Annotated in this window: 19 protein-coding genes; 9 read left to right on the top strand and 10 right to left on the bottom strand. The window is 69.1% G+C overall.

All coding sequences use genetic code 11. The annotated features are described in order from the left end of the window. From ACTIFJ_RS10845 to ACTIFJ_RS10830, 4 genes are all read right to left on the bottom strand, one after another. The coding region (locus tag ACTIFJ_RS10845; RefSeq protein WP_439534129.1) for an AMP-binding protein at window positions 1-1,263 on the bottom strand (1,263 nt) is incomplete at its 3' end. Continuing rightward, window positions 1,263-1,514, bottom strand: coding sequence for an acyl carrier protein (locus ACTIFJ_RS10840; protein WP_439534128.1), 252 nt, complete (start codon window positions 1,512-1,514; stop codon window positions 1,263-1,265). The genes ACTIFJ_RS10840 and ACTIFJ_RS10845, both read right to left, overlap by 1 nt. Before the next feature lie 19 nt (window positions 1,515-1,533). Then, window positions 1,534-2,043 (bottom strand): acyltransferase, encoded by a 510-nt coding sequence (locus tag ACTIFJ_RS10835; protein ID WP_439534127.1) that lies wholly within the window; start codon window positions 2,041-2,043, stop codon window positions 1,534-1,536. Window positions 2,044-2,151: 108 nt separating this feature from the next. Then, a complete protein-coding gene (locus ACTIFJ_RS10830; protein ID WP_439534126.1) occupies window positions 2,152-2,733 on the bottom strand; it encodes a TlpA family protein disulfide reductase in 582 nt (193 codons plus the stop codon). Here ACTIFJ_RS10830 and argH point away from each other — a divergent pair. From argH to ACTIFJ_RS10810, 4 genes are read left to right on the top strand one after another with little or no spacing between them, the layout of a single operon-like run. Continuing rightward, entirely contained in the window at window positions 2,732-4,120 is a 1,389-nt protein-coding gene (gene argH / locus ACTIFJ_RS10825; RefSeq protein WP_439534125.1) for an argininosuccinate lyase, read from the top strand. The two genes, ACTIFJ_RS10830 and argH, sit on opposite strands and share 2 nt — an antisense overlap. After that, window positions 4,117-4,356, top strand: coding sequence for a hypothetical protein (locus ACTIFJ_RS10820; RefSeq protein ID WP_439534124.1), 240 nt, complete (start codon window positions 4,117-4,119; stop codon window positions 4,354-4,356). The genes argH and ACTIFJ_RS10820 overlap by 4 nt, the downstream gene beginning before the upstream one ends. Window positions 4,357-4,363: 7 nt before the next feature. Then, on the top strand, window positions 4,364-5,632 hold the full coding sequence (gene lysA / locus ACTIFJ_RS10815) for a diaminopimelate decarboxylase (RefSeq protein ID WP_439534123.1): 1,269 nt from the start codon (window positions 4,364-4,366) through the stop codon (window positions 5,630-5,632). An 11-nt stretch (window positions 5,633-5,643) separates the two neighbouring features. Beyond that, window positions 5,644-6,525: a UTP--glucose-1-phosphate uridylyltransferase gene (locus ACTIFJ_RS10810; RefSeq protein WP_439534122.1), complete on the top strand. Its 882-nt coding sequence runs from the start codon at window positions 5,644-5,646 to the stop codon at window positions 6,523-6,525. Between the two features lie 130 nt (window positions 6,526-6,655). On the opposite strand, the gene ACTIFJ_RS10805 is transcribed toward ACTIFJ_RS10810, so the two are convergent. The 3 genes from ACTIFJ_RS10805 to ACTIFJ_RS10795 all read right to left on the bottom strand — a co-directional run bounded on the left by ACTIFJ_RS10805 (window position 6,656) and on the right by ACTIFJ_RS10795 (window position 10,333). Next, window positions 6,656-8,941 carry a CHASE2 domain-containing protein gene (locus tag ACTIFJ_RS10805; protein WP_439534121.1) on the bottom strand — a complete coding sequence of 762 codons (2,286 nt, stop codon included), beginning with the start codon at window positions 8,939-8,941 and terminating at the stop codon, window positions 6,656-6,658. A 50-nt stretch (window positions 8,942-8,991) separates the two neighbouring features. Then, window positions 8,992-9,549 (bottom strand): LysM peptidoglycan-binding domain-containing protein, encoded by a 558-nt coding sequence (locus ACTIFJ_RS10800; RefSeq protein WP_439534120.1) that lies wholly within the window; start codon window positions 9,547-9,549, stop codon window positions 8,992-8,994. Window positions 9,550-9,652: 103 nt separating this feature from the next. Then, the gene (locus ACTIFJ_RS10795; RefSeq protein ID WP_439534119.1) at window positions 9,653-10,333 is read right to left on the bottom strand and encodes a response regulator transcription factor; all 681 of its coding nucleotides are present in this window, start codon (window positions 10,331-10,333) and stop codon (window positions 9,653-9,655) included. Between the two features lie 200 nt (window positions 10,334-10,533). Between ACTIFJ_RS10795 and ACTIFJ_RS10790 the strand changes: the two genes are divergently transcribed. Together ACTIFJ_RS10790 and ACTIFJ_RS10785 are read left to right on the top strand one after the other, a co-directional pair. Then, a complete protein-coding gene (locus ACTIFJ_RS10790) occupies window positions 10,534-11,031 on the top strand; it encodes a flavin reductase family protein (RefSeq protein WP_439534118.1) in 498 nt (165 codons plus the stop codon). Beyond that, window positions 10,997-12,511: a lipopolysaccharide biosynthesis protein gene (locus tag ACTIFJ_RS10785; protein ID WP_439534117.1), complete on the top strand. Its 1,515-nt coding sequence runs from the start codon at window positions 10,997-10,999 to the stop codon at window positions 12,509-12,511. The genes ACTIFJ_RS10790 and ACTIFJ_RS10785 overlap by 35 nt, the downstream gene beginning before the upstream one ends. A gap of 200 nt (window positions 12,512-12,711) precedes the next feature. Here the strand turns inward: ACTIFJ_RS10785 and ACTIFJ_RS10780 are convergent, their stop codons facing one another. After that, on the bottom strand, window positions 12,712-14,871 hold the full coding sequence (locus tag ACTIFJ_RS10780) for a primosomal protein N' (RefSeq protein WP_439534116.1): 2,160 nt from the start codon (window positions 14,869-14,871) through the stop codon (window positions 12,712-12,714). 58 nt (window positions 14,872-14,929) lie between these two features. Between ACTIFJ_RS10780 and purB the strand changes: the two genes are divergently transcribed. The 3 genes from purB to ACTIFJ_RS10765 all read left to right on the top strand — a co-directional run bounded on the left by purB (window position 14,930) and on the right by ACTIFJ_RS10765 (window position 17,913). Next, the gene (gene purB / locus ACTIFJ_RS10775; RefSeq protein WP_439534115.1) at window positions 14,930-16,231 is read left to right on the top strand and encodes an adenylosuccinate lyase; all 1,302 of its coding nucleotides are present in this window, start codon (window positions 14,930-14,932) and stop codon (window positions 16,229-16,231) included. A 264-nt stretch (window positions 16,232-16,495) separates the two neighbouring features. Next, entirely contained in the window at window positions 16,496-17,611 is a 1,116-nt protein-coding gene (locus ACTIFJ_RS10770) for a class I SAM-dependent methyltransferase (protein ID WP_439534114.1), read from the top strand. After that, complete coding sequence (locus ACTIFJ_RS10765; RefSeq protein ID WP_439534113.1) at window positions 17,608-17,913, top strand: hypothetical protein; 306 nt, start codon at window positions 17,608-17,610, stop codon at window positions 17,911-17,913. The genes ACTIFJ_RS10770 and ACTIFJ_RS10765 overlap by 4 nt, the downstream gene beginning before the upstream one ends. On the opposite strand, the gene ACTIFJ_RS10760 is transcribed toward ACTIFJ_RS10765, so the two are convergent. Together ACTIFJ_RS10760 and ppc are read right to left on the bottom strand one after the other, a co-directional pair. Beyond that, complete coding sequence (locus ACTIFJ_RS10760; RefSeq protein WP_439534112.1) at window positions 17,882-18,574, bottom strand: PAP/fibrillin family protein; 693 nt, start codon at window positions 18,572-18,574, stop codon at window positions 17,882-17,884. The two genes, ACTIFJ_RS10765 and ACTIFJ_RS10760, sit on opposite strands and share 32 nt — an antisense overlap. A 97-nt stretch (window positions 18,575-18,671) precedes the next feature. Next, window positions 18,672-20,990, bottom strand: a 2,319-nt coding sequence (gene ppc, locus ACTIFJ_RS10755) for a phosphoenolpyruvate carboxylase (RefSeq protein WP_439534111.1), incomplete at its 5' end; no start/stop codon positions are given.

Raw genomic sequence — 20,990 nt, 5'->3', positions numbered from 1 at the left:
CATGCCGATCTCCTCCACCAGCCTTATCGTCGCCGGTTGCGCCTCGCGCGGCAGCTCCGCCTTGCACCAGGCCTTCACCGACGCGACCACATCAGCCCCGGCGCCCGGCTCGGCCACCACCGACGCCGCCAAAATCGCCCCCAGAATCGGGTTCGGCCGCGCCGTCACATGGCAGGCCGCCACCATCGGATGACGCATCAGCACTGCCTCCACGGCCTCGGGGCTGACCTTGGTGCCGCCGATGTTCACCGATGCACTCGCTCGGCCCAGGAACCGCACCCGCTCGCCGTCGCGCTCCACCCGGTCGCCGGTCAGGATGAAGCCGTCATCGTCGCGCACCAAATGCACCGCCCGCGCCCCCGCCTCCGGCGGCCGCAGCCACAGTTCATCACCAACGATCTTCAGCGCCACCCCGCCCACGCCCGCGTCGAGCCAGTCGGCCGGAAACCCCGCCCGCCCGTCGGTCACCGAAAACCCCACCCCAGCCTCGGTCGAGGCATAGATATGCACGAGCCGCGCGACCGAAAACCGCGCCGCTAGCCGCGCCAGCAACTTGTCATCGGCAATCTCGCCGCCCAGCGTCACCTGCGTCAGGTCGAGCAGCGCCCCCTCGGGCGTCATCAGCAGCTTGCGCCACAGGCTCGGCGTCGCCGACAGATGCGTCACCCCCTCGTCGGCCATAAAGCGCAGCCGCTCGCCGAGCGGCGCTTCGGGGTCCGGCGCTACCAGCCGCCCGCCGCCGAGCAGCCCCTGCAACACCAGCTGCAACCCGGCAAAGCGGCTTGGATCATAAAGAAGCCCCCACACCGGCTCGGCCCCGGCGCGCGGCGCCCGCACGGTCCGCGCTAGCGCCGCCAGCCGATGCGTCACCGTCTTCGGCAGCCCCGTGGTCCCCGATGTCGTCAGCGTCCACGCCGTATCCAGGTCGCGCGGCCCGTCCGCCCGGCACAGCGCCGCGTCCGGCGTCAGCGCGCCCGCCATGGCCCGATCGGTCACCAGCACCTCGGCCCCGGTCGCCGCCATCAGCGTCGCCACGCTGTCATCGGGCAGGGCAGGGGCCAGCAGCACCAGCCCGGCCACCCGCCCGTCGAGCGCGATCAGAGTGCGGACGAAATCGGCCGGCGTGCCCAGCCGCAGCGCCACAGTCCGCCCGGCCAGCGCCGGCCCGGGGGCCAGCGCCAGTGCCTCATCCCTGTCGAGGCGCAGCCCCGGCGATACCAGCAGCGTCCGCGCCGTCGCCCCGAGCCCGTCCGCCAGATGCATCAGAGATCCGCATTTTGCTCGTAGAAGGTCACGAATTCGCCGAACGTCACCGGATAGACCGCATCATCGGACGCCGTGAACGGATCGAACCCCAGCTCCTCGTCGAGCCGCGCCACGAACACCGCGAATGCCATCGAATCGAGCCCGGTCTCCAGCAGCACCGTATCGTCGGTCAGCACCGGCGGCGGCGTGTCATGGTCCTCCGCCCACATCTCGTTGAACAGCGCACTGATCTTCTCTCGCAAACTCACCGAGCATACTCCTGGCTGGTCATGGCGCGTCGGCCATTGGTGGCTCATCGACCGGGGCAAGTCCAGCCGCCGCCGGAACCGTCTCTGGCACCGTGCTGCGCAGCCGCAGCCCCAGCGGCCCGGTGTCGATGCCCTTCTCGATCACCCGGGCCGGGTTGCCCATCACCACCGATCGTGACGGCACGTCGCGCATCACCACCGATCCGGTGCCGACGATGCAATGGTCGCCGATGGTCACGCCCGGCATGATAATCGAGCCGGCGCCGATGAAGCAATAATCGCCGATCCGCGTATCCAGGTGCCGGCGGTTGACGAAGTCATGCGTCAGCACCGCGGTGCGAAAGGTCAGCGCCGTATGCTTGCCGATATGGATGCCGTCGGGATTGGCAAGATCGAGCTTGGCGGACAGCGAGATCCGGCTGCCCTCGCCGATCTTCATCCCCCACAGGCCGACATAATAGAAGCGCACCAGCCCCATCGCGATCCGGTGCAGGACACGCCTGACCCTGACTTTAACGCCCACCGCCATGCCGCGACACCACTCTCAATTCCGGATGACAAGCCCGCCATCTGCACGCTTTGGCGGCCTTTCGCAATCGCAACAACACTTCCTGTTAACAGTTTCGTCGCGCCCGTGTCAGCCGCTGATCGCCCCGCGCACCTCCGGGCTGCCCCAGTCCGGCACGCCGGACACGCGCCAGACCTCGCGCCCCTCGCCGTCATAGAGCACAGATACCGGCAGGCCCTTCACCTTCAGCCGCTCGCCGAGGCTGCCCGGCTGGTCGAGCACCGGCACCAGCGTCGTGAACCGGCCGGGCGCGAAGAATTTCTCCACCGCCTGCCAGCCTTCCATGTCCTGGCTGACCGGCAGCACATAGAGCCGCCCGGCCTCGTCGCCGGCTAGCCGGTCGAGCGCCGGCATCTCGGCCAGGCACGGCGGGCACCATGTCGCCCACAAATTGATCAGCACCCGCTTGCCGCGATTCGCCGCCAGCACCGTGGCCAGCGTCGTCGCCTCGCCCGGCGCGGTCTCGAAGCTGACCTCGGGCGGCGCGCTGCCGGCAAAGCGCCGGTCGATGGTGTTGATCGGCGGCGCCGCGTCAGCCGCTGCGGCGTCAGGGGTCGCCTCGGCGCCTGCAGTCTTTCCCTTGTCGCCCGCATCGCAGCCCGCTACCGCAAGTCCAAGCATCGCCACGATCAGGAACCGAGCCGCCATCATGTCATCTTCCTCGTCAAATCCGCTCTGGGGTGGCCGGTTCAGCGCCGGCCCGGATGCGGTGATGGCCGAGATAAACGCCTCGATCGGTACCGACAAGCGGCTGTGGCGTCAGGACCTCGCCGGCAGCCGCGCCCATGTCACCATGCTCGGCGCCCAAAGCATCATTCCGGCCGACGATGTCGCCGCCATCCTCGCCGGCCTCGCCACCATCGAGGCCGAATATGAAGCCGATGGCGTCCCCGAGGTCATCGCGCTCGAAGACATCCACATGACCGTGGAGACAAGGCTCAAGGAGCTGATCGGTCCCGCCGCCGGCCGCCTCCACACCGCCCGCTCGCGCAACGACCAGGTCGCCACCGATTTCCGCCTCTGGGTCCGCCAGGCCTGCATAGAGGCCGAAGCGGCGCTGACCGCCTTCATCGAGGCGCTGCTCGTCCGCGCCGAGGAGCATGCCGACACCATCCTCCCCGGCTTCACCCATCTCCAGATCGCCCAGCCGGTGACGCTCGGCCATCACCTGATGGCCTATGTCGAGATGGCGCTGCGCGATCGCTCGCGATTCGCCGATGCCGGCCGGCGGATGGACGAGTGCCCGCTCGGCGCCGCCGCCCTCGCCGGCACCGGCTTCCCGATCGACCGCCACGCCACGGCCGCCGCGCTCGGCTTCGCCCGACCCACCGCCAACAGCCTCGATTCGGTCTCGGACCGGGATTTCGCGCTTGAATACATGTCGGCCTGTGCGCTCGCCGGCCTCCATCTGTCGCGGATGGCCGAGGAGATCATCATCTGGGCCAGCCAGCCCTATGGCTTCGTCACCCTGCCCGATGCCTGGTCGACTGGCAGCTCGATCATGCCGCAGAAGCGCAATCCGGACGCAGCCGAGCTGGTGCGCGCCAAGTCCGGCCTGTTCCTCGCCGCCTTCCAGCGCCTCGCCATCATCATGAAAGGCCTGCCGCTCGCCTATTCCAAGGACATGCAGGACGACAAGCGCCCGGTGTTCAACGCCCATGACACGCTGTCGCTGTGCCTCACCGCAATGACCGGCATGGTCGAGACGCTGACCTTCAACAAGGCCCGGATGCGCGCCGCCGCCGCCTCGGGCTTCAGCACCGCCACCGACCTCGCCGACTGGCTGGTGCGGGAAGCCGGGGTGCCGTTCCGCGATGCCCATGACATCACCGGCCGCGCCGTCCGCATGGCCGAGGCCAAAGGCACCGATCTCGATGGCCTGTCGGACGCAGACCTCGCCGGCATCGATGCGCGGCTGACGCCGGCGGTGCGCAACGTGCTCAGCGTCGAGGCCTCGGTCGCCAGCCGCACCAGCTTCGGCGGCACCGCGCCGGCCAATGTCCGCGCCGCCATCGCCGCCGTCCGGGGCCGGCTGTGACCCGCGCCATCGCCCTTGTCGTCCTGCTCGCCCTGTCCGCCTGCGGCAAGCAGGGTGAACTGCGCCCGGTGCCGCCCCAGACGCTGCCGCAGAAGCCCGCCGACGCGCTGCTGCCGATGACGCCCGAGCAGATGCTGGTGCTGCCGCCCCAGGCCATCCCCCGGCGCGTCGACGATCCCCAGTCCAATTCGCAGGACCGGCCGGACGACCGCTTCAACCTGCCGCCCCCCCGTTAGGCCTGCCATGGACCATTTCCAGACCCGAGACGGCGTCATGCACGCCGAAGACGTCAGCCTCGAGACGCTGGCGCAAGAGATCGGCACGCCCTTCTACTGCTACAGCAGCGCCACCATCGAGCGGCATTACAATGTCTTCGCCGCTGCTGTCAGCGGTCTCGGAGACGGCGATCCGCTGGTCGCCTTCGCCGTCAAGGCCAACCCCAATCTCTCGGTCCTCGCAACGCTGGCCCGGCTCGGTGCCGGCGCCGATGTCGTCTCCGGCGGCGAGCTGGCCCGGGCGCTGGCCGCCGGCGTGCCCGCCAGCCGCATCGTCTTCTCCGGCGTCGGCAAGCAGCTGCCGGAGCTTCGCGCCGGGGTCGAGGCCGGCATCCTTCAGTTCAACATCGAATCGGAGGCCGAGATCCTGATGCTCGGCCAGGTTGCCGCCGCGCTGGGCAAGCCGGTCGAGGTCGCCATCCGCATCAACCCGGCCGTTGATCCGCGCACTCACGGCAAGATCAGCACCGGCGGTGCCGACGCCAAGTTCGGCATCCCGTTCGAGCGCGTGCCCGCCGCCTTCGCGCTGGCCGCCGCCCAGTCGCACCTGCGCCCGGTCGGCCTCGCCGCCCATATCGGCAGCCAGCTCACCGACCTGTCGCCGGTCGAGGACATGATCGGCCGCCTCGGCCGCCTCGCCACCGATCTCGAGGCGCAGGGCCATTTCCTCAAGCGCATCGATTTCGGCGGCGGCCTCGGCGTCCCCTATCGCTCGGACCAGCCGGCCCCGCCCAGCCCGGTGCATTATGCGGCGATGGTCGCCCGCGCCACCCGCGGCTGGCGCTGGCGGCTGATGTTCGAGCCCGGCCGGATGATCGTCGGCAATGCCGGCGTCCTCGTCAGCAGCGTCATCCTCACCAAGGACGGCGCGTCCAAGCATTTCGTCGTCGTCGATGCGGCGATGAACGACCTGCTCCGCCCCTCGCTCTACAATGCCTGGCACGACATCAAGGCGCTGCGCCCGCGCGCCGATCGCATCACCGCCACCGTCGTCGGCCCGATCTGCGAGACCGGGGACACCTTCGCCGAAGACCGCGACATCGAGGCCGTCGCCGCCGGGGACCGCATCGCCTTCATGACCGCCGGGGCGTACGGTGCCACCATGGCCAGCACCTATAATTCCCGCCCGCTGGTGCCCGAGGTAATGGTTTCGGGGGACAAATGGGCTATCGTCTCCCAACGTAACCAACCCGAGGCCATGCTTGCGCTCGATGCCAAGGCGCCCTGGCTGAAATAGGATGTCACCGAATGTCGCGTAGCCCTGTTCGTACCGCCGTCTTCCCCATCGCCGGCCAGGGCACCCGTTTCCTGCCCGCCACCAAGGCGATACCCAAGGAAATGCTGCCGGTCGTCGACAAGCCGCTGCTCCAATATGCGGTCGAGGAGGCATTGGCCGCTGGCATCGAGCGGATGGTCTTCGTCACCGCCCGCGGCAAGGGCGCGATGGAAGACCATTTCGACATCGCCGCCGAGCTCGCCGCCAGCCTCCAGGCCAAGGGCAAGACCGCCGAGCTGGCGCTGATCAACGACGCCCGGCTGCTCCCCGGCAGCATCCTCTCGGTCCGCCAGCAGGAGCCGCTCGGCCTCGGCCACGCCGTCTGGTGCGCCCGCCACGTCATCGGCAACGATGCCTTCGCCGTGCTGCTGCCGGACGAGCTGCTCTGGTCCCCGGCCAACCCGGCGCTGGCTGAGATGCACACCGCTTACAGCCGCGTCGGCGGCAATTTGATCTCGGTGCTCGAAGTGCCGGAGGACCACACCCACCGCTACGGCATCGTCACCCCCGGCCAGGTCGACGGCCTGATCACCGAGGTCAAGAGTCTGGTCGAGAAGCCCAAGCCCGGCACCGCCCCCTCGCGCCTCGCCGTCATCGGACGCTACATCCTGCAGCCCGAGGTCATCGCGCTGCTCGCCGAAGGCACGCGCGGCGCCGGCGGCGAAATCCAGCTCACCGACGCCATGGCCCAGCTGATCGGCGTCCAGCCCTTCCACGCCCTCACCTTCACCGGCGAACGCTTCGATTGCGGCGACAAGGCCGGCCACATCACCGCCAACATCGCGCTCGCCCTCGAACGCCCCGACATCGGCCCCTCGGTCCGCGAATGGCTCGCCACACGCAACCTCGGCTGAAACCATAACCTTGGTTGGATCCGGGCCGCGGCAAAGCCGCGTCCTGACGTCGAAGCGGTTCAGCGGGACCCCCCGCCGTCCGCCCGGCCGGGCGGACGCGAGTCGGCACGCGGCCCGCGTGCCCGCCGCGTCACTCCGCCGCCATTACCCGCCCCGCCGCAATCCCCGGCAGCCAGAGCGTAAAGGTCGCCCCGTCGCCCGGCACGCTCTGGCACCGCGCCAGCCCGCCATGCCCCTCGGCCACCGACCGCACGAACGCCAGCCCCAGCCCCACGCCGCCGCCCTCGCCGCCGGTCCGGAACCGCCCGAACAGCTGCACCTGCAGCATCGCCGGCACCCCCGGCCCCCGGTCCTCCACGTCCAGCCGCCAGTCGCTGCGGTCGCCGCGCAGCCGCACGGTGATGGTGCTGCCGCGCGGCGCATGCTTCAATGCATTGCTGATCAAATTGACAATCGCCCGCATCAACAGGCTGTGGTTGCCCCACATCAACGCCTCGTCGTCGAGCCCCAGCCCGTCGATTCGTACCCCCATCGCCTGCGCCTGCGGCCACATCTCGTCCACGGCCTCGGTGGCGATCGCCGCCAGGTCAACGTCGCCCATCGCATAATTGCCGGCCTCGGCGCGGGCCAGGTGCAGATAGCCATCGGCCAGTCCGATCGTCCGCCGCGCCAGCTGGCGCAGCCGGTTGGCGGTCTCGCCCGGCATCCCCTCGGCCCGGTCGACCAACGCCAGGATCGAGGCCTGCGGCGCCCGCATGTCATGGGTCAGCAGCTGCAGCGCTTCCTCGCGCGCCGCTTCCGCCTTGCGCAGTGCCGAGATGTCGGCAAAGCGCACGATCCAGCCCATTGCCGCGCCGCCGGCATTGCGCCACGGCGTATAGCGGATCTCGCGCACACTGCCGTCCCGTGCCCGGAATTCGCCCCGCCACGGGCTGTCCGCCGCCGCCAGCGCTGCCGAGCCGAACGCCGGCAGCCCCGCCCCGGCAAAGGCCGCATCGATCGATTCCAGCGACGGATCGGCGCCGAACAACGCTTCGGCCGCCCCGTTGGAGGCGACGACCTGCCCGGTATTGCCTACCAGCACGGTCGCATCCGGCAGCCCGCGCAGCGCCGCATCGGCCAGCCGCCGCAGCTCGGATACCCGGTCGATGGTCGCCGCCAGCATCTCGGTTGCCCGCGTCACCGGATCGGTCGGCGCGCGGGACAGCCGCTTCGGCAGCCCAAGGTCGCCCAGCGCCGTCAGCTCGCGCGTCATCCAGTCATTGACCACCGCCAGCCGCCGCCACGCCCAGAGCGGCGGCGCCATCAATAGCGCCACCACCGCCCCTCCCGGCCCCACCCAGCGCCCGATGGCGATCAGCCCGGCCGCCGCACTCATCAGCACCAGGATCAGCAGTGCAATCCCGAACACCCCGGCGAGTCCCGGCCGCAGGATCAGCATCCCCACCATCACCAGCCACAGCATCACCAGCGCCAGCGTCAGCGACCGCGCCGTCCCGGCCCGCTCCAGCCGCCGCCCCTGCAGCAGGTCCGCCACCACACTGGCCTGGATCTCCACCGCGCTCATCCCGCCGGCGCGCCCGGATACGGCGGTGGCAAACCGGTCGCTCAGCCCGCCGGCGGTGATCCCTACCAGCACGGTGCGCCCTGCGATCATCTGGCGCGGCGCCTCGCCGGCCAGCACCGCCATGATCGGCAGTGACCGGAATTGCCCCGGCGGCCCCCGGAAACCGATCAGCCGCTCGGCTTCCGCCCGCAGTCGGTCATTCCCGTCCCGGGCCCGGAACGGCGGCACCCCGACCAGCGCCGCATCCTTGCCGCTCTCGGCGCCGGTCACCGCCACCGCCAGATGCGGCCAGCGGGCGCTCCCGTCGATGATCATGTCCACCTGCCGCACCACGCCGTCGCCGTCGGTCCGGATCAGATTGTGCCCGGGAATCGCGCCGGCCGGCGGCGGCTCGGCAAGATAGGCCTTGCCGTCCGGCCCCGGCACACGGATTCGTACCGGCATCGCCACCCGCACGCCCTGGCTGCGGGCCCTCCTTATAGCCGCCACCAACGGCGCGTCGCTGCTGCCCCGCTCAAGCGTCACCGCATAGCTGATCGCCTGCGCCCCCGCCGCCACCAGCCGGTCGATCGCCTGGGCATGGCGGGCCGCGTCCCATGGCCAGGGCCCCAGGCTCTCGAGGCTGGCATCGTCGATCGTCACGATCAGTACGCTTTCGGGTGCCGGCGGTGCCGACCAACGCACAGTCAGGTCGTAGATCGCCTGGTCCAGCCGTGCGAGCGCGCCGGAGGTAATCAGCAGCAGTAGCGCCACGCTCATCATCGTCAGCACCAGCAGCCATTCGCGCAGCAGCGGGGCCACCCGCCGGCGCACGATCTGCGTTTCGCTTGGATCGGCGTGCCGCATCATGTCGCAGCCCGGCCGCTCATGGCCGGCTCAATCGGATAGACCACCGCCGATCATGCCCCGCCGCTGTCCGAGTCGAAAGACCGGACCAACGATGGCGCCAGCCAGACATGGTCCATCGGCAGGTCTTCCAGCGCCCGGGCAATCTCGCCGGTCAGCGCCACGCGGTGCAGCGTCCTGATCCGCACCCGGGATTGGGAGGGCAGGGTGACACAGCCCGCCGCTCTCATGTCGAGCCGCACGAAGCTGTCGGCCCCCACCTCGATGATATCGCCCTCGCCGAGCGTGTCGCCCACCGCCACCGGCAGGTCCGGCGACAGCCGCACGTCGCCGGCGAAGCCGGTCACCGTCGCGCGGATCGGCTCGCGTCGTAACATGTTGGACGGAATGGAAATAAACTGTCCGGCGCGAAGCCTGGCATCGATCGGGAGATCATTGGCTGCGGCCAGCATCGGCAGCGCCTGCGGGTTGCCGAGCCCCCGACTGGCGATTGAGGCCAGCGTGTCCCCGGCCTCAATTCTATAGCGCAGCGCCGGTGCCGAATCCCAGCGCGCTTCGCTCGGAACAGGTGCGGTGGCCGGCGCCGCGAAAGGCAGCGTCAGCGTCAGCATCAAGGCAATGGACCATAGCCTGGCCATCCTCAACAACCTTCAAAAGAGCCCCCGTCTGCCGCCCCTGCGGGCAAACGTCGGTTCAAGAAGGTTGTTAACGAACCTAAACAACCCCCTCTAACCGCTCCAGTCTATAACCGAAACTGTAAACGGATGCCAGCCTCAGTCCATTCTCCGGCCTGAGGCCTAGGCGGCCCCTGATCTGCGAGACATGTGCGTCCAGCGTACGGCTCGGAATATCCGGGTTCCGGCCCCACACCGTCTCCATGATATACGCTCGCGACAGCGGCCGGTTTAGGTTGCGGAACAACACCAGCGCCAATCCAAATTCCTTAGCGGTCAGCACCACCGGCTCGTCCCTGAAGGTGACTGTCATCGTCAGCGGATCGAACCGATGGTCGCCGAACTCCTCGACCCGCGGTTCCTCACCGGCGCCGTAGCGCCGCCGCAACAGCGCCTCCACCCGGGCGCGCAGCACCGCCGGCACCAGCGGCTTGGTCACATAATCATCGGCGCCGGTGTCCAGCCCGCGCACGATGTCGTCGTCGCCCGTCCGCCCGGTCAGCATGATCACCGGCGGCGGCGGCGTCAGATTGGCGCGTGTCCAGGCCAGCAGCTCCACGCCGGAGACATCGGGCAGCTCCCAGTCCATGATCAGCAGGTCGAAGCTTTCGCGTCTCAACGCCCGGCGCAGCGCCTCGCCCTGATAGAATTCGAAGCAGATATGCCCGGCTGCGCGCATCACCGCCGCCACCTGCGCGCACAGGTCCCGATCGTCGTCCAATACTGCCAGTCGCATCCTGGTTCTCACTTCCCATGGCGCCTGCCCCGCCGGCAACGCACTGATTAGCATTCGCAACAGGCGCAACCTAGCGAACGATCATAAATTTTACATTTCTTTTCCTTGGCCTGCCGACATTCTTGCACCCTCGCCAACACCAGCGGGCATTGACCCGCGCGACACAATCCCTACGGAGTGCCGCCATGCAGACCGTCACGCCGCCCTTCGCCCCGCGAGAGCTTCGCGATGCCTTTGGCTGTTTCGCCACCGGCGTCACCATCGTCACCAGCCAGACTGACGAGGGCGAGCGTATCGGCTTCACCGCCAACAGCTTCACCTCGGTCAGCATCGATCCGCCGCTGCTGCTGGTCTGCCCGGCCAATGGCGCCTCGGCGCTGCCCGGCCTGCGCGCCGCCGGCCGCTTCGCCGTCAACGTGCTGGATCCGGAAAGCCAGGCCGTCGCCGATCGTTTCGCCATGCGCGGCGTCGATCGCTTCGCCGGCGCCGATTGGCAGGATTGGGACGGCGTGCCGGTGCTCGCCAGCGCCAAAGCCGCCTTCGCCTGCACGCTCCACGCCGACCATGATGGCGGCGACCACCGCATCATCGTCGGCCATATCCGCCGCTTCGGGCTGGCGCCGGACGTCGATTCGCTGCTCTATCTTCATGGCCGGTACCGACGCCTCGATGTCGGCGGCTGAAAGCCCTGCGGCGTCCGGTCACGCGCCCTCGGCGCAGGAAACTGCCGAGCTGGCGCGCGGCGGCCGCACCAGCTTTCTAGGCTATGTCCTGCGCCTCGCCGCTCGCTTCCCGTTCCTGTTCATCGCCGGCCGGCTTTACGGCGCCGAATCGCTCGGCCGCTTCGCCTATGCCACCATGGTCGTCGAGCTGGTGGCGATGCTCGCCACGCTCGGCCTCAAGCGCGGCCTTGCCGAAGCCATGGCCGCCCGCCAGCAGGACCAGACCCACGCGCTCTACGATGCCCTGCTGGTTTCGCTGATCGCCGCGCTGCTCGGCGCCGCGCTGCTCATCGCCGTGCCGCAGATCGTCTTCCCCACCACCGAATATGCAGCGCTGGAGCGCTGGTTCCCGCTGATCATCGTCGCCATCGTTGCCTCGGACGTCAGCCTCGCCGGCCTCGCCTTCCGCTTCGATATCGGCGCCACCGTGCGCGCCCGCTCGCTGGTCGAACCCTGGGTGTTGAGCGCGGCAGCGCTGGCGCTGGCCTTTACCGCGCTGAAGCCGGACGGGCTCATCATCGCCTATCTGGCCTCGATGGTCGCCGCCGCCGCCGCCAGCCTGTGGCCGGCCTTCCGCCGCTTCGGCGCCCCATCGGGCTGGCACCCCCGGCCCGGCGTGCTGTGGTTGCTCGCCCGTCGTAATGTCGCGCTCGCCGGTGCCGACATCGCCGAATGGGGCGCCCACCGGCTCGATGTCTTCATCCTTGGCCGCTTCGCCCCGCCGGAGATCGTCGGCATCTATTATATCGCCCAGCAGATCGCCTCGCTGCCCCAGCGCCTCAAGTCGAGCTTCGATCCCATCCTCGCCCCGGTCCTGGCCACCAACATCGCCGAGGGCCGCACCACCAAGGCCGCGCTGCACATCCGCCAGATCGGATTCTGGGTCGGCGCCGCCCAGCTCGGCGTCGTCCTCGCGCTCGGCATTACCGGCCAGGCCAGCATGGGGCTGTTCGGCCCGGTGTTCGCCAGCGGCGCGCTGATACTGGCGCTGCTGCTGCTGGCCGAGCTGTTCGCCGCGCAGGCCGCCGTCGCCGAGGCAGCGCTGGTCTATGTCGCGCGCGGCCGCAACCTGATGTGGTCGGCCGCCGGTATTCTCATCCAGGCCGGGCTGTCGGTGCTGCTGGTGCCGCGCTACGGCGGAGAAGGGGCGGCCGCAGCCCTTGCCGCCGCTGCGCTGATCCTCTCTGTCGGCAAGTCGCGGCTGCTGGCCCGGCTGCTCGCCCATCCGGTCGCCGGCTGGCGCTGGTCGCTGCTGCTGGCCGGCGCCCCGGCCTTCGCCATCGGCCTGTTGTTCCTGCAAACACCGGAATGGGTCCAGCTCGGCTTCGGCCAGTGGCTGGTGCTGGCGGTATTCTGCGCCATCATCTGGCGCTTCGGCTTCAAGGGAGCCGACCGCCTGCTGTTCGCCCGCTCGCTGCGCAAGGAATTCCCTGAGGCGTAGGCGGTTCGACTTACAGAAGAAACTGGCCTCCGGCGGCTGGGGCCGCAGACCCCAGGCCCCAATCATTTGGTCATTCCAGAACACCCTGCTGCCGTCGCATTGCGGAGGTCAAACTATCGGGGTCTGGGGCCTGTGGCCCCAGCCGCCGGAGGCACTTTCTCTACCGCCGGAGGCGCACGTCGGCTGAATGTCGATACGCCCTAGACGAAGCTGTACGGGTCGACGTCCACCACCACCCGCACATTCCCCGCCACCGGCACCCGCGCCAGCCAGTCGCGCAGGATCGCCGCCAGTGGGACCTGTCGCCCCGCCATCACCAGCAACCGCATCCGGTGCCGCCCGCGCAGCATCGCCAGCGGTGCCGGGGCCGGTCCCAGCACCTCCAGCCCGGCGCGGTGCGGCGCCGCCTCGCCCAGCGCCCGCGCCGCGGTCCGTGCCGCGCCCTCGTCCTCGCTTGATACGATCAGCGCCGCCAGCCGCCCGAACGGCGGCAGCCCGAGGTCGCGCCGCGTCGCCGTCTCGGCGGCGTAAAAGGCCTTGGCATCGCCGGCCACCAGCGCCCGCATCAGCCGCGCCTCGGGCTGATGGGTCTGGATCAGCACCCGTCCCGGCTTCTCGCCGCGCCCGGCCCGGCCCGATACCTGCACCACCTGGGCAAAGGTCCGCTCGCCGGCCCGCAGGTCGCCGCCCCCCAGCCCGAGGTCGGCATCCACCACCCCCACCAGCGTCAGATCGGGAAAATGAAAGCCCTTGGTCACCAGCTGGGTGCCCACCAGCACATCGATCTCGCCTGCCGTCACCGCCTTCACCAGCGCCTCGGCCCGCGCCGGCGTGGTAATGCTGTCGGAGGTCACCAGGGCCAGCCGTGCGTCCGGAAACAGCCGCGTCACTTCCTCGGCGATCCGCTCTACCCCCGGCCCGCACGCCACCAGCGTGTCCGCCTCGCCGCATGAGGGGCAGGCCTCGGGCACCGCCATCTCATGCCCGCAATGGTGGCAAGCCAGCCGCCGCCCCAGCCGATGCTCCACCATCCAGGCCGTGCAGTTCGGGCACTGAATGCGCTCGCCGCAGGCCCGGCACAAGGTCAGCGGCGCATAGCCCCGCCTGTTCAAAAACAGTAGCGCCTGCTCGCCCCGCGCCAGCGTCTCGCGCATCGCCTCCACCAGCGGCGGCGCCAGCCAGCGCCCGCGCGGCGGCGGGGTGCGCCGCATGTCGATCGCCTGCACATCCGGCAGGCTCGCCCCGCCGAACCGCGCCGGCAGCAGAAGATGCCGATAGGTTCCCCGGCTGACCAGCACCTGCGTCTCGATCGCCGGCGTCGCGGTGGCCAGCACAGCGCACGCGCCTTCGAACTGCGCCCGCATCACCGCCACGTCACGGGCATGGTAATGCACGCCCTCCTCCTGCTTGAAGCTCTGCTCGTGCGCCTCGTCGACCACGGTCAGCAGCAGCCGCCGGAACGGCAGGAACAACGCCGACCGCGCCCCCACCACCAGCGGCGCCCGCCCATCGGCAATCGCCGCAAACGCCGTCCGCCGCGCCGCCGTCCCCAGGTCCGAATGCCAGACCAGAGGCGCCGCCCCGAACCGCGCCTCCAGCCGCGTCATGAAGGCGGCGGTCAGCGCAATCTCCGGCAGCAGCACCAGCGCCTGACCCCCCGCCCGGATCGCCGCGGCAATGCCTTCCGCATAGACCTCGGTCTTCCCCGAGCCCGTCACCCCCTCCAGCAAAAACGGCGCAAACCCCCCGGCGGCAATCGCCCCCACCACCGCATCCGCCGCCGCCGCCTGCGCCGCCTCCAGCACCGGCACCGCAAAATCCGCATCCGGCACCGCAAGGCCATCGGCCGCCCCGCGCACCTCGCCCACCAGCACGCCGGCGCTCACCAGCCCGCGCACCACCGCCTCGCTCACCCCCGCCGCCCGGCCTAGGTCCCTTACTGTCCCTGTCCGCCCCTCCAGCGCCGCGATGGCCTTCGCCCGCTCCGGCGTCATCCGCCCCGGCATCACCCCCGAAAGCCGGAACTCGCTCAGCTGCCGCTCCCCCAGCAGCGCCACCTGCGGCAGCACCATCCGCACCACCCCCGCCAGCGGAGCGAGATAATAATCCGCCACGAAATCGCACAGCCGCCGCAGCGGCGCCGCAATCGGCAACACCGGCAGCACGCCGGCCACCGGCCGCAGCTTCGCCAGCGCCACCTCGGGCCCCGCCAGCCCGTCCCATACCACACCTGTGATCATCCGCGGTCCCAGCGGCACCCGCACCGCCTGTCCCGGCGCCAGCACCATCCCCGCCGGCACGGCATAGTCCAGCGGGCCGAGCCCCGCCTGCATCACCACCACGCGCACCCGCTCCGCCATCCTCCCCGGATACGCCCGGTGCTTGACCCGCCGCAACCCCGCCCCTAGGCCAAACCCCATGATCCCTCGCTATTCCCGCCCCGCCATGGTCGCCCTCTGGGAGCCCGAAGCCCGCTTTCGCATCTGGTTCGAGATCGAGGCCCACGCCACCGACGCCCTCGCCACTCTCGGCGTCGTCCCCCCCGAAGCCGCCAAGGCCATCTGGGAAAAAGGCGGCTTCGACGTCGCCCGCATCGACGAGATCGAGCGCGAGACCAAGCACGACGTCATTGCCTTCCTTACCTCGGTCGCCGAGCATGTCGGCGAGCCCGCCCGCTTCCTTCATCAGGGCCTCACCAGCTCGGACGTGCTGGACACCTGCCTCGCCGTCCAGCTCGCCCGCGCCTCCGACATCCTGCTGTCAGACCTCGACGATCTCCTCGCCGCCCTCAAGGCCAAGGCGATGGAAACCAAGGACATGGTCTGCATAGGCCGCAGTCATGGCATCCACGCCGAGCCCGTCACCTTCGGCCTCAAGATGGCCCAGGCCTATGCCGAGTTCGCCCGCGCCCGCGCCCGCCTCGTCGCCGCCCGTGCCGAAGTCGCCACCTGCGCCATCTCCGGGGCCGTCGGCACCTTCGCCAACATCGATCCCCGCGTCGAAGCCCATGTCGCCGAAAAGCTCGGCCTGACCGTCGAGCCGGTCAGCACCCAGGTCATCCCGCGTGATCGCCACGCCATGTACTTTGCCACGCTCGCCGTCATCGCCAGTTCCATCGAGCGTCTGGCCACCGAGATTCGCCACCTCCAGCGCACCGAAGTTCTCGAGGCCGAGGAATTCTTCAGCCCCGGCCAGAAGGGCTCGTCGGCCATGCCGCACAAGCGCAACCCCGTCCTCACCGAAAACCTTACCGGCCTAGCCCGCCTCGTTCGCGGCATGGCCATCCCCGCCATGGAGAACGTGGCGCTGTGGCACGAGCGCGATATCTCGCACTCGAGCGTGGAGCGCATGATCGGCCCGGACGCCACCATCACGCTCGATTTTGCCCTCGCCCGCCTCACCGGCGTCATCAGGAACCTGATCGTCTACCCCGAGCGGATGCTCAAGAACCTGGGCAAGATGGGCGGCCTCGTCCACAGCCAGCGCGTCCTCCTCGCCCTCACCCAGGCCGGCGCCAGCCGCGAAGCCGCCTACAGCCTCGTCCAGCGCAACGCCATGAAGGTCTGGGAGTCAGACGGCGCCCTCCAGCTCCAGTCCCTCCTCGAAGCCGATCCCGAAGTCACCGCCCACCTCACCCCCGCCCAGATCGCCGAAAACTTCGACCTCGGCTATCACCTCAAACACGTCGACACGATCTTCGCGCGCGTGTTCGGAGCGTAAGGAAAAGACGCCTCCGGCGGCTGGGGCCTCAGGCCCCAGGCCCCCGAAATGGGCCCGGGTGCCTCTCGAACCATCTTCCACCCGAACCATCCCGTCGCCCTGTACCCTCCCCGTCGCCCCGGGCTCGACCCGGGGCCTAAGCAAAGCCGCCGCCGCCGCCAGGCCCGGTTGCGCCCAACCACCAGACGAACACCCGCCCTCATGCTTTGCGCCCTCCCACATCCCTCTGCTAGCATCGCCCGCAAGCAAGCACAGGATCGTCCCATGGCCAGCACCGTCGCCTTCACCCCCAACCATGATGAATCCGCCCGCCAGGCCTTCGTCGGCAGCTTGAAGGAGTTCATCAACTTCAAGCTCGAATCCACCCTTCAGCAAAGCTTCGACGAGGTCATCAATCCCGCCGTCGAAGCCCGCACCGGCCGGCCGCTGGCGGACCGGGACGAGGCCGGCGCCGTGCTCGACCGTCACCCGCTCTACCAACTCTGGGAATCGCTCACCTTCCACAGCCAGAACCTGATGTGGAAAGCCGTCCAGGACACCACCGACCGCACGATCGACGATCAGGTCGAGGCCTTCCGCGCCCGCGCCGCCAGCCCCAACAGGCGCGGCTCGATGCGCCTTGCCGACCGCATGGTCCACAAGGCCCCGATCACCACCACCGAAATCCACCGCCAGCCCGGCGGCTACTGGCGGGAGACCCGGCCCGACGATATCGAGACCGCCCTCAACTATTCGGGCACCGTCGATCTGTACCGCAACGCCAAGGGCATGGGCGCCGGCGGCAAGCTCGGCTCCGATTCGATCGGCCGGATGCTCACCGCCGCCGTCCGCCGCCGCGCCCCCGATCTCCAGCCCAAGGCCATCCTCGACATGGGCTGCGGCACCGGCGAGCAGACGCTCGCCTACAAGCGCGAATTCCCCGACGCCGAGGTCACCGGCATCGATTGTGCCCGCCCGTTCATCCGCTTCGCCCATGGCTTCGCCGAGAGCCAGGATGTCGCCGTCCATTTCGCCGAGATGGACGCCGGCGAAACCGATTTCCCCGATGCCAGCTTCGATCTGATCGTCTCGATTATCATGTTCCATGAAACATCACGCGCCCAGGTCCGCCAGATCCTCGCCGAAAGCCATCGCCTGCTCCGCCCCGGCGGCCTGCTGATCAATCTCGACGTGCCCTATCACGCCCACCGCATCCCGCTGCTCAAGCAGGTCACCAACCACTGGCAGGTCCGCCACAACGGCGAACCCTTCTGGAGTGGCTTCACCGCGCTGGACATGCGTGAGGAACTCGTCGCCGCCGGCTTCGTGCGCGATGCCGCCTTCGCCGACCATGAGCAGGTCGGCCCCGCCACGTATTTCTTCTTCGGGGGCCGCAAGTGACCGAGACCTTCCCCACTGGCCCGCGCCCCGGCGAGCGGGACACCAGCTTCTTCGTCGATCCGATGATCGATCACCTGCTCCGCGCCGTCGTCACCCTCACCCAGGAACTCTCGGTCACCCGCGAGCGGCTGCAGACGCTCGAACTGTCGCTGGAGAGCCTGACCACCATCGACCGCACCCGGCTCGATGCTTTCACCCCGCCGCCCGAGATCGACCAGCAGCGGGCGCAGCAGCGCCGCGCGCTGATCGACTCGATCCTCGGCCCGATGGTCAGCCGGCTTGCAACGCTGGAGCCGGAGTGAACGACACCGATTTGCCCGGCGTCGCCAGCCGCTTTAGCACATAAATCCCGCCCAGGCTGCCGAAGTTGATCCGCATGTCCTCGTCGCAATAGACGATGTCCGAATGCAGCCGCGGCGGCTTCAGCTCGATCCGCAGCGGCGACCCGGCCTCCATCCCGAACTGTGCCCGCAGCTCATCGTCGCTGATCCCCGCCGGCGCCACCAGCTCGACGGCATAGAATTCCACCGCATAGCGCTGCGGCTCGGCCGCCCCGACGTCATAGCGCCCCCAGACGATCAGCTGCGCCGCATGCGCCCCGTCCGGCGTCGTGACCGCGGTGACATTATTGTAATGCCGCCCCTCCACCCGGATTTCCTGCTCGATGGCCAGCACCCGGATCGGCAGGTCCGGCAGCCGCGAAAAGCTCTGCAGCTTCATCGAGGACAGATGCTGGATCGGCTTCCCGGCCGTATGCTTCGCCCCGAATTGCGCGAACTCGGACACCCAGGGAGACTCGACGAAATCCTGCCGCGCAAACGGGCTCGGCGTCGGCGTCAGCGGCACCAGTGCGCCGACCAGAGTGTGGATGCGCTCGCAGGTGTCGTCGTCATAGCTGCCGTCCGGCTGGCAATGCTCAATGGCCGCGCGAAGCTCGGTTTTAAGTGCATGGATATCGGTCAATTCGCCCTCCCAAAACTTCGCATATCGAAATCACTTTCGATGACTCTTTCCCTACACTGTCCCAAAATAGTCCAAAACGTGCCCCAAATGGTACCATTCAGCCACTGTTTCGCAGTCCGGCAGCGATTCCATTGATCGTCAGGTGGATTCCTTCGGCAATTCGGGGGTCATCTTCACCCGCCCGACGCCGCCTGATCAGGTCGATCTGCAGCTCGTTGAGCGGGTCGATATAGGGCAACCGATGCGTCACCGACCGCGCCAGCACCGGCAATCGCTCCAGCAATACCGACTGTCCGGTCAATGCTAGCAGCTGGTCATGCGTCTCATGCCACCCACCCTCTATCCGATTGAAAACATGGGTTCTCAATGCTTCATCCGGCACCAGCCCGGCATAGCGCCGGGCAATATCCATGTCCGATTTCGCCAGCACCATCTCCAGATTGGAGAGCGTCGCCGCCAGAAACGGCCACGCCTCCACCATCTCCGCCAGCAACCCCCGGTCGGCAAACCCCGCCAAAGCCGCCCCCGCCCCATACCACCCCGGCAACATGATCCGAGCCTGCGCCCAGCTGAACACCCAGGGGATGGCGCGGAGGTCTTCGATGCGGTCTGAGGTGGTGCGGGAGGAGGGGCGGGAGCCGATCTTCAGCTCGGCGATTTCGGTGATCGGCGTGGCGGCGCGGAAGAAGCGGTTGAAATCCTTGGTGCCATAGACAAGGTCCCGGTAATGCCGGCCGGCGGCAGCGCTGATCTCCTGCATCGCCGCGCGGAACCGGGTGAACTCGTCCGCGCTCAACCGCGCCGGCTCGAGGCTGGCCAGCAGCGTTGCCGCCACCATCGTCTCCAGGCTCGCTTCGGCCAGGGCGGGGGTGCCATATTTGGAGGCGATCACCTCCCCCTGTTCGGTGATGCGGATGCGGCCCATCACCGTGCCCTGCGGCTGGGCGCGGATGGCATCGAAGGCCGAGCCACCGCCGCGCCCGACGGCGCCGCCGCGGCCGTGGAACAGCTGCATCTGCAGCCCGCGCGCCGCGAACACTTCGGACAGCGCCAGCGCGCCTTCGTGCAGCGACCAGTTCGAGGTCAGATAGCCGCCGTCCTTGTTCGAGTCTGAATAGCCGATCATCACTTCCTGATAGCCGCGTGCCGAGGCCAGTGCGGCGGCCTTGGGGCGATCGAGGAAGGTCGCCATGATGCGCGGCGCGGCTTCCAGATCCTCGATCGTCTCGAACAACGGAACGGCCATGATTCGGCAGCGCGGCGGGTCGCCGGGGATGTAGAGGCCGACTTCCTTCAGCAGCACATAGACTTCGAGCAGGTTGGAGACGCCGCTGGTCTTGGAGACGATATAGGCGCGGATCACCTCCGGGCCGAAGCGGGCATGGGCATCGGCGGCGGCGCGCAGGATCGCCATTTCGGACAGCGTCTCGTCGCTGTAGGCGGCGTGGGGATTGAACAGCAGGCGCGGCGACGCCAGCTCGTCGCCGAGCAGCGCGGTGCGGGCGGCATCGCCCATCGCCGCATAGTCGCCCGGCACACCGGCGGTGGACAGCAGCTCGGCGACGACCCGGCAATGGACATCGGCGTTCTGCCGCAGGTCGAGCGTGGCGAGGTGGAAGCCGAAGATCTCGACGGTGCGGATCAGCGCCTCGAAGCGGCTACCGACCATGGCGGCGCCGCCGTGATCGTGCAGCGAGGCGGCGACGATGCGCAGGTCGGCCAGCAAATCCTCGGCGCGGGCATAGGGGCGGGCTTGGACTAGCGGCTGCAGCGGCGGGGGACGACCGGCGAGCACCCGGTAGCTGGCAGCGGTGCGGGCATAGATGCCGATCAGCGCCCGCCGATAGGGCTCATCGTCGCGCGCCGTCACCGTGTCCCCGCTGGCATCGGCAAGCGCGCGCAGCGCCGGCGACACCGCGACATAGGCCGAGGACATCGACAGTTCCGAGCCGAGCGCGTTGATCTCGGCGAGCTGGTGGCCGATGGCCACGGCGGCCTGGGCGGCGAGTGCCTCCTGCAGCGTGCCGGCGTTGACATTGGGGTTGCCGTCCCGGTCCCCGCCGATCCAGCTGCCGGGGCGAACGAAGGGCGGCAGGGCGGTGCCGGTCTGCGCCTCCCAGCGCGCCAGCAGCCGGGGCAGTACCGCCAGAAAGCTCGACTGAAGATAGGACAGCGCAGAATTGATCTCGTCCGAGACCACGGGCTTGACCGTACGTAGCGGGCGGGTCTGCCAGAGGATGGTGATCTGGCGGATCAGCTCGGCCTCGGTGCCGGCATCGCAGCGGCCATCGGTGCAGGCCCCCATCAGCGTGGCGATTACCGTCTCGCGGTCGATGGTGCTCTTGCGGCGGACCTCTGTCGGGTGGGCGGTGAGCACCGGGGCGATCAATGCGCCGCGCAGCAGCTCGATGACGCG

This window comes from Polymorphobacter sp., assembly GCF_051860865.1.
Classification (GTDB): domain Bacteria; phylum Pseudomonadota; class Alphaproteobacteria; order Sphingomonadales; family Sphingomonadaceae; genus Sandarakinorhabdus.
Note: the sequence above shows the minus strand (reverse complement) of the source record. Positions and strands in the feature narration are given on the sequence as shown.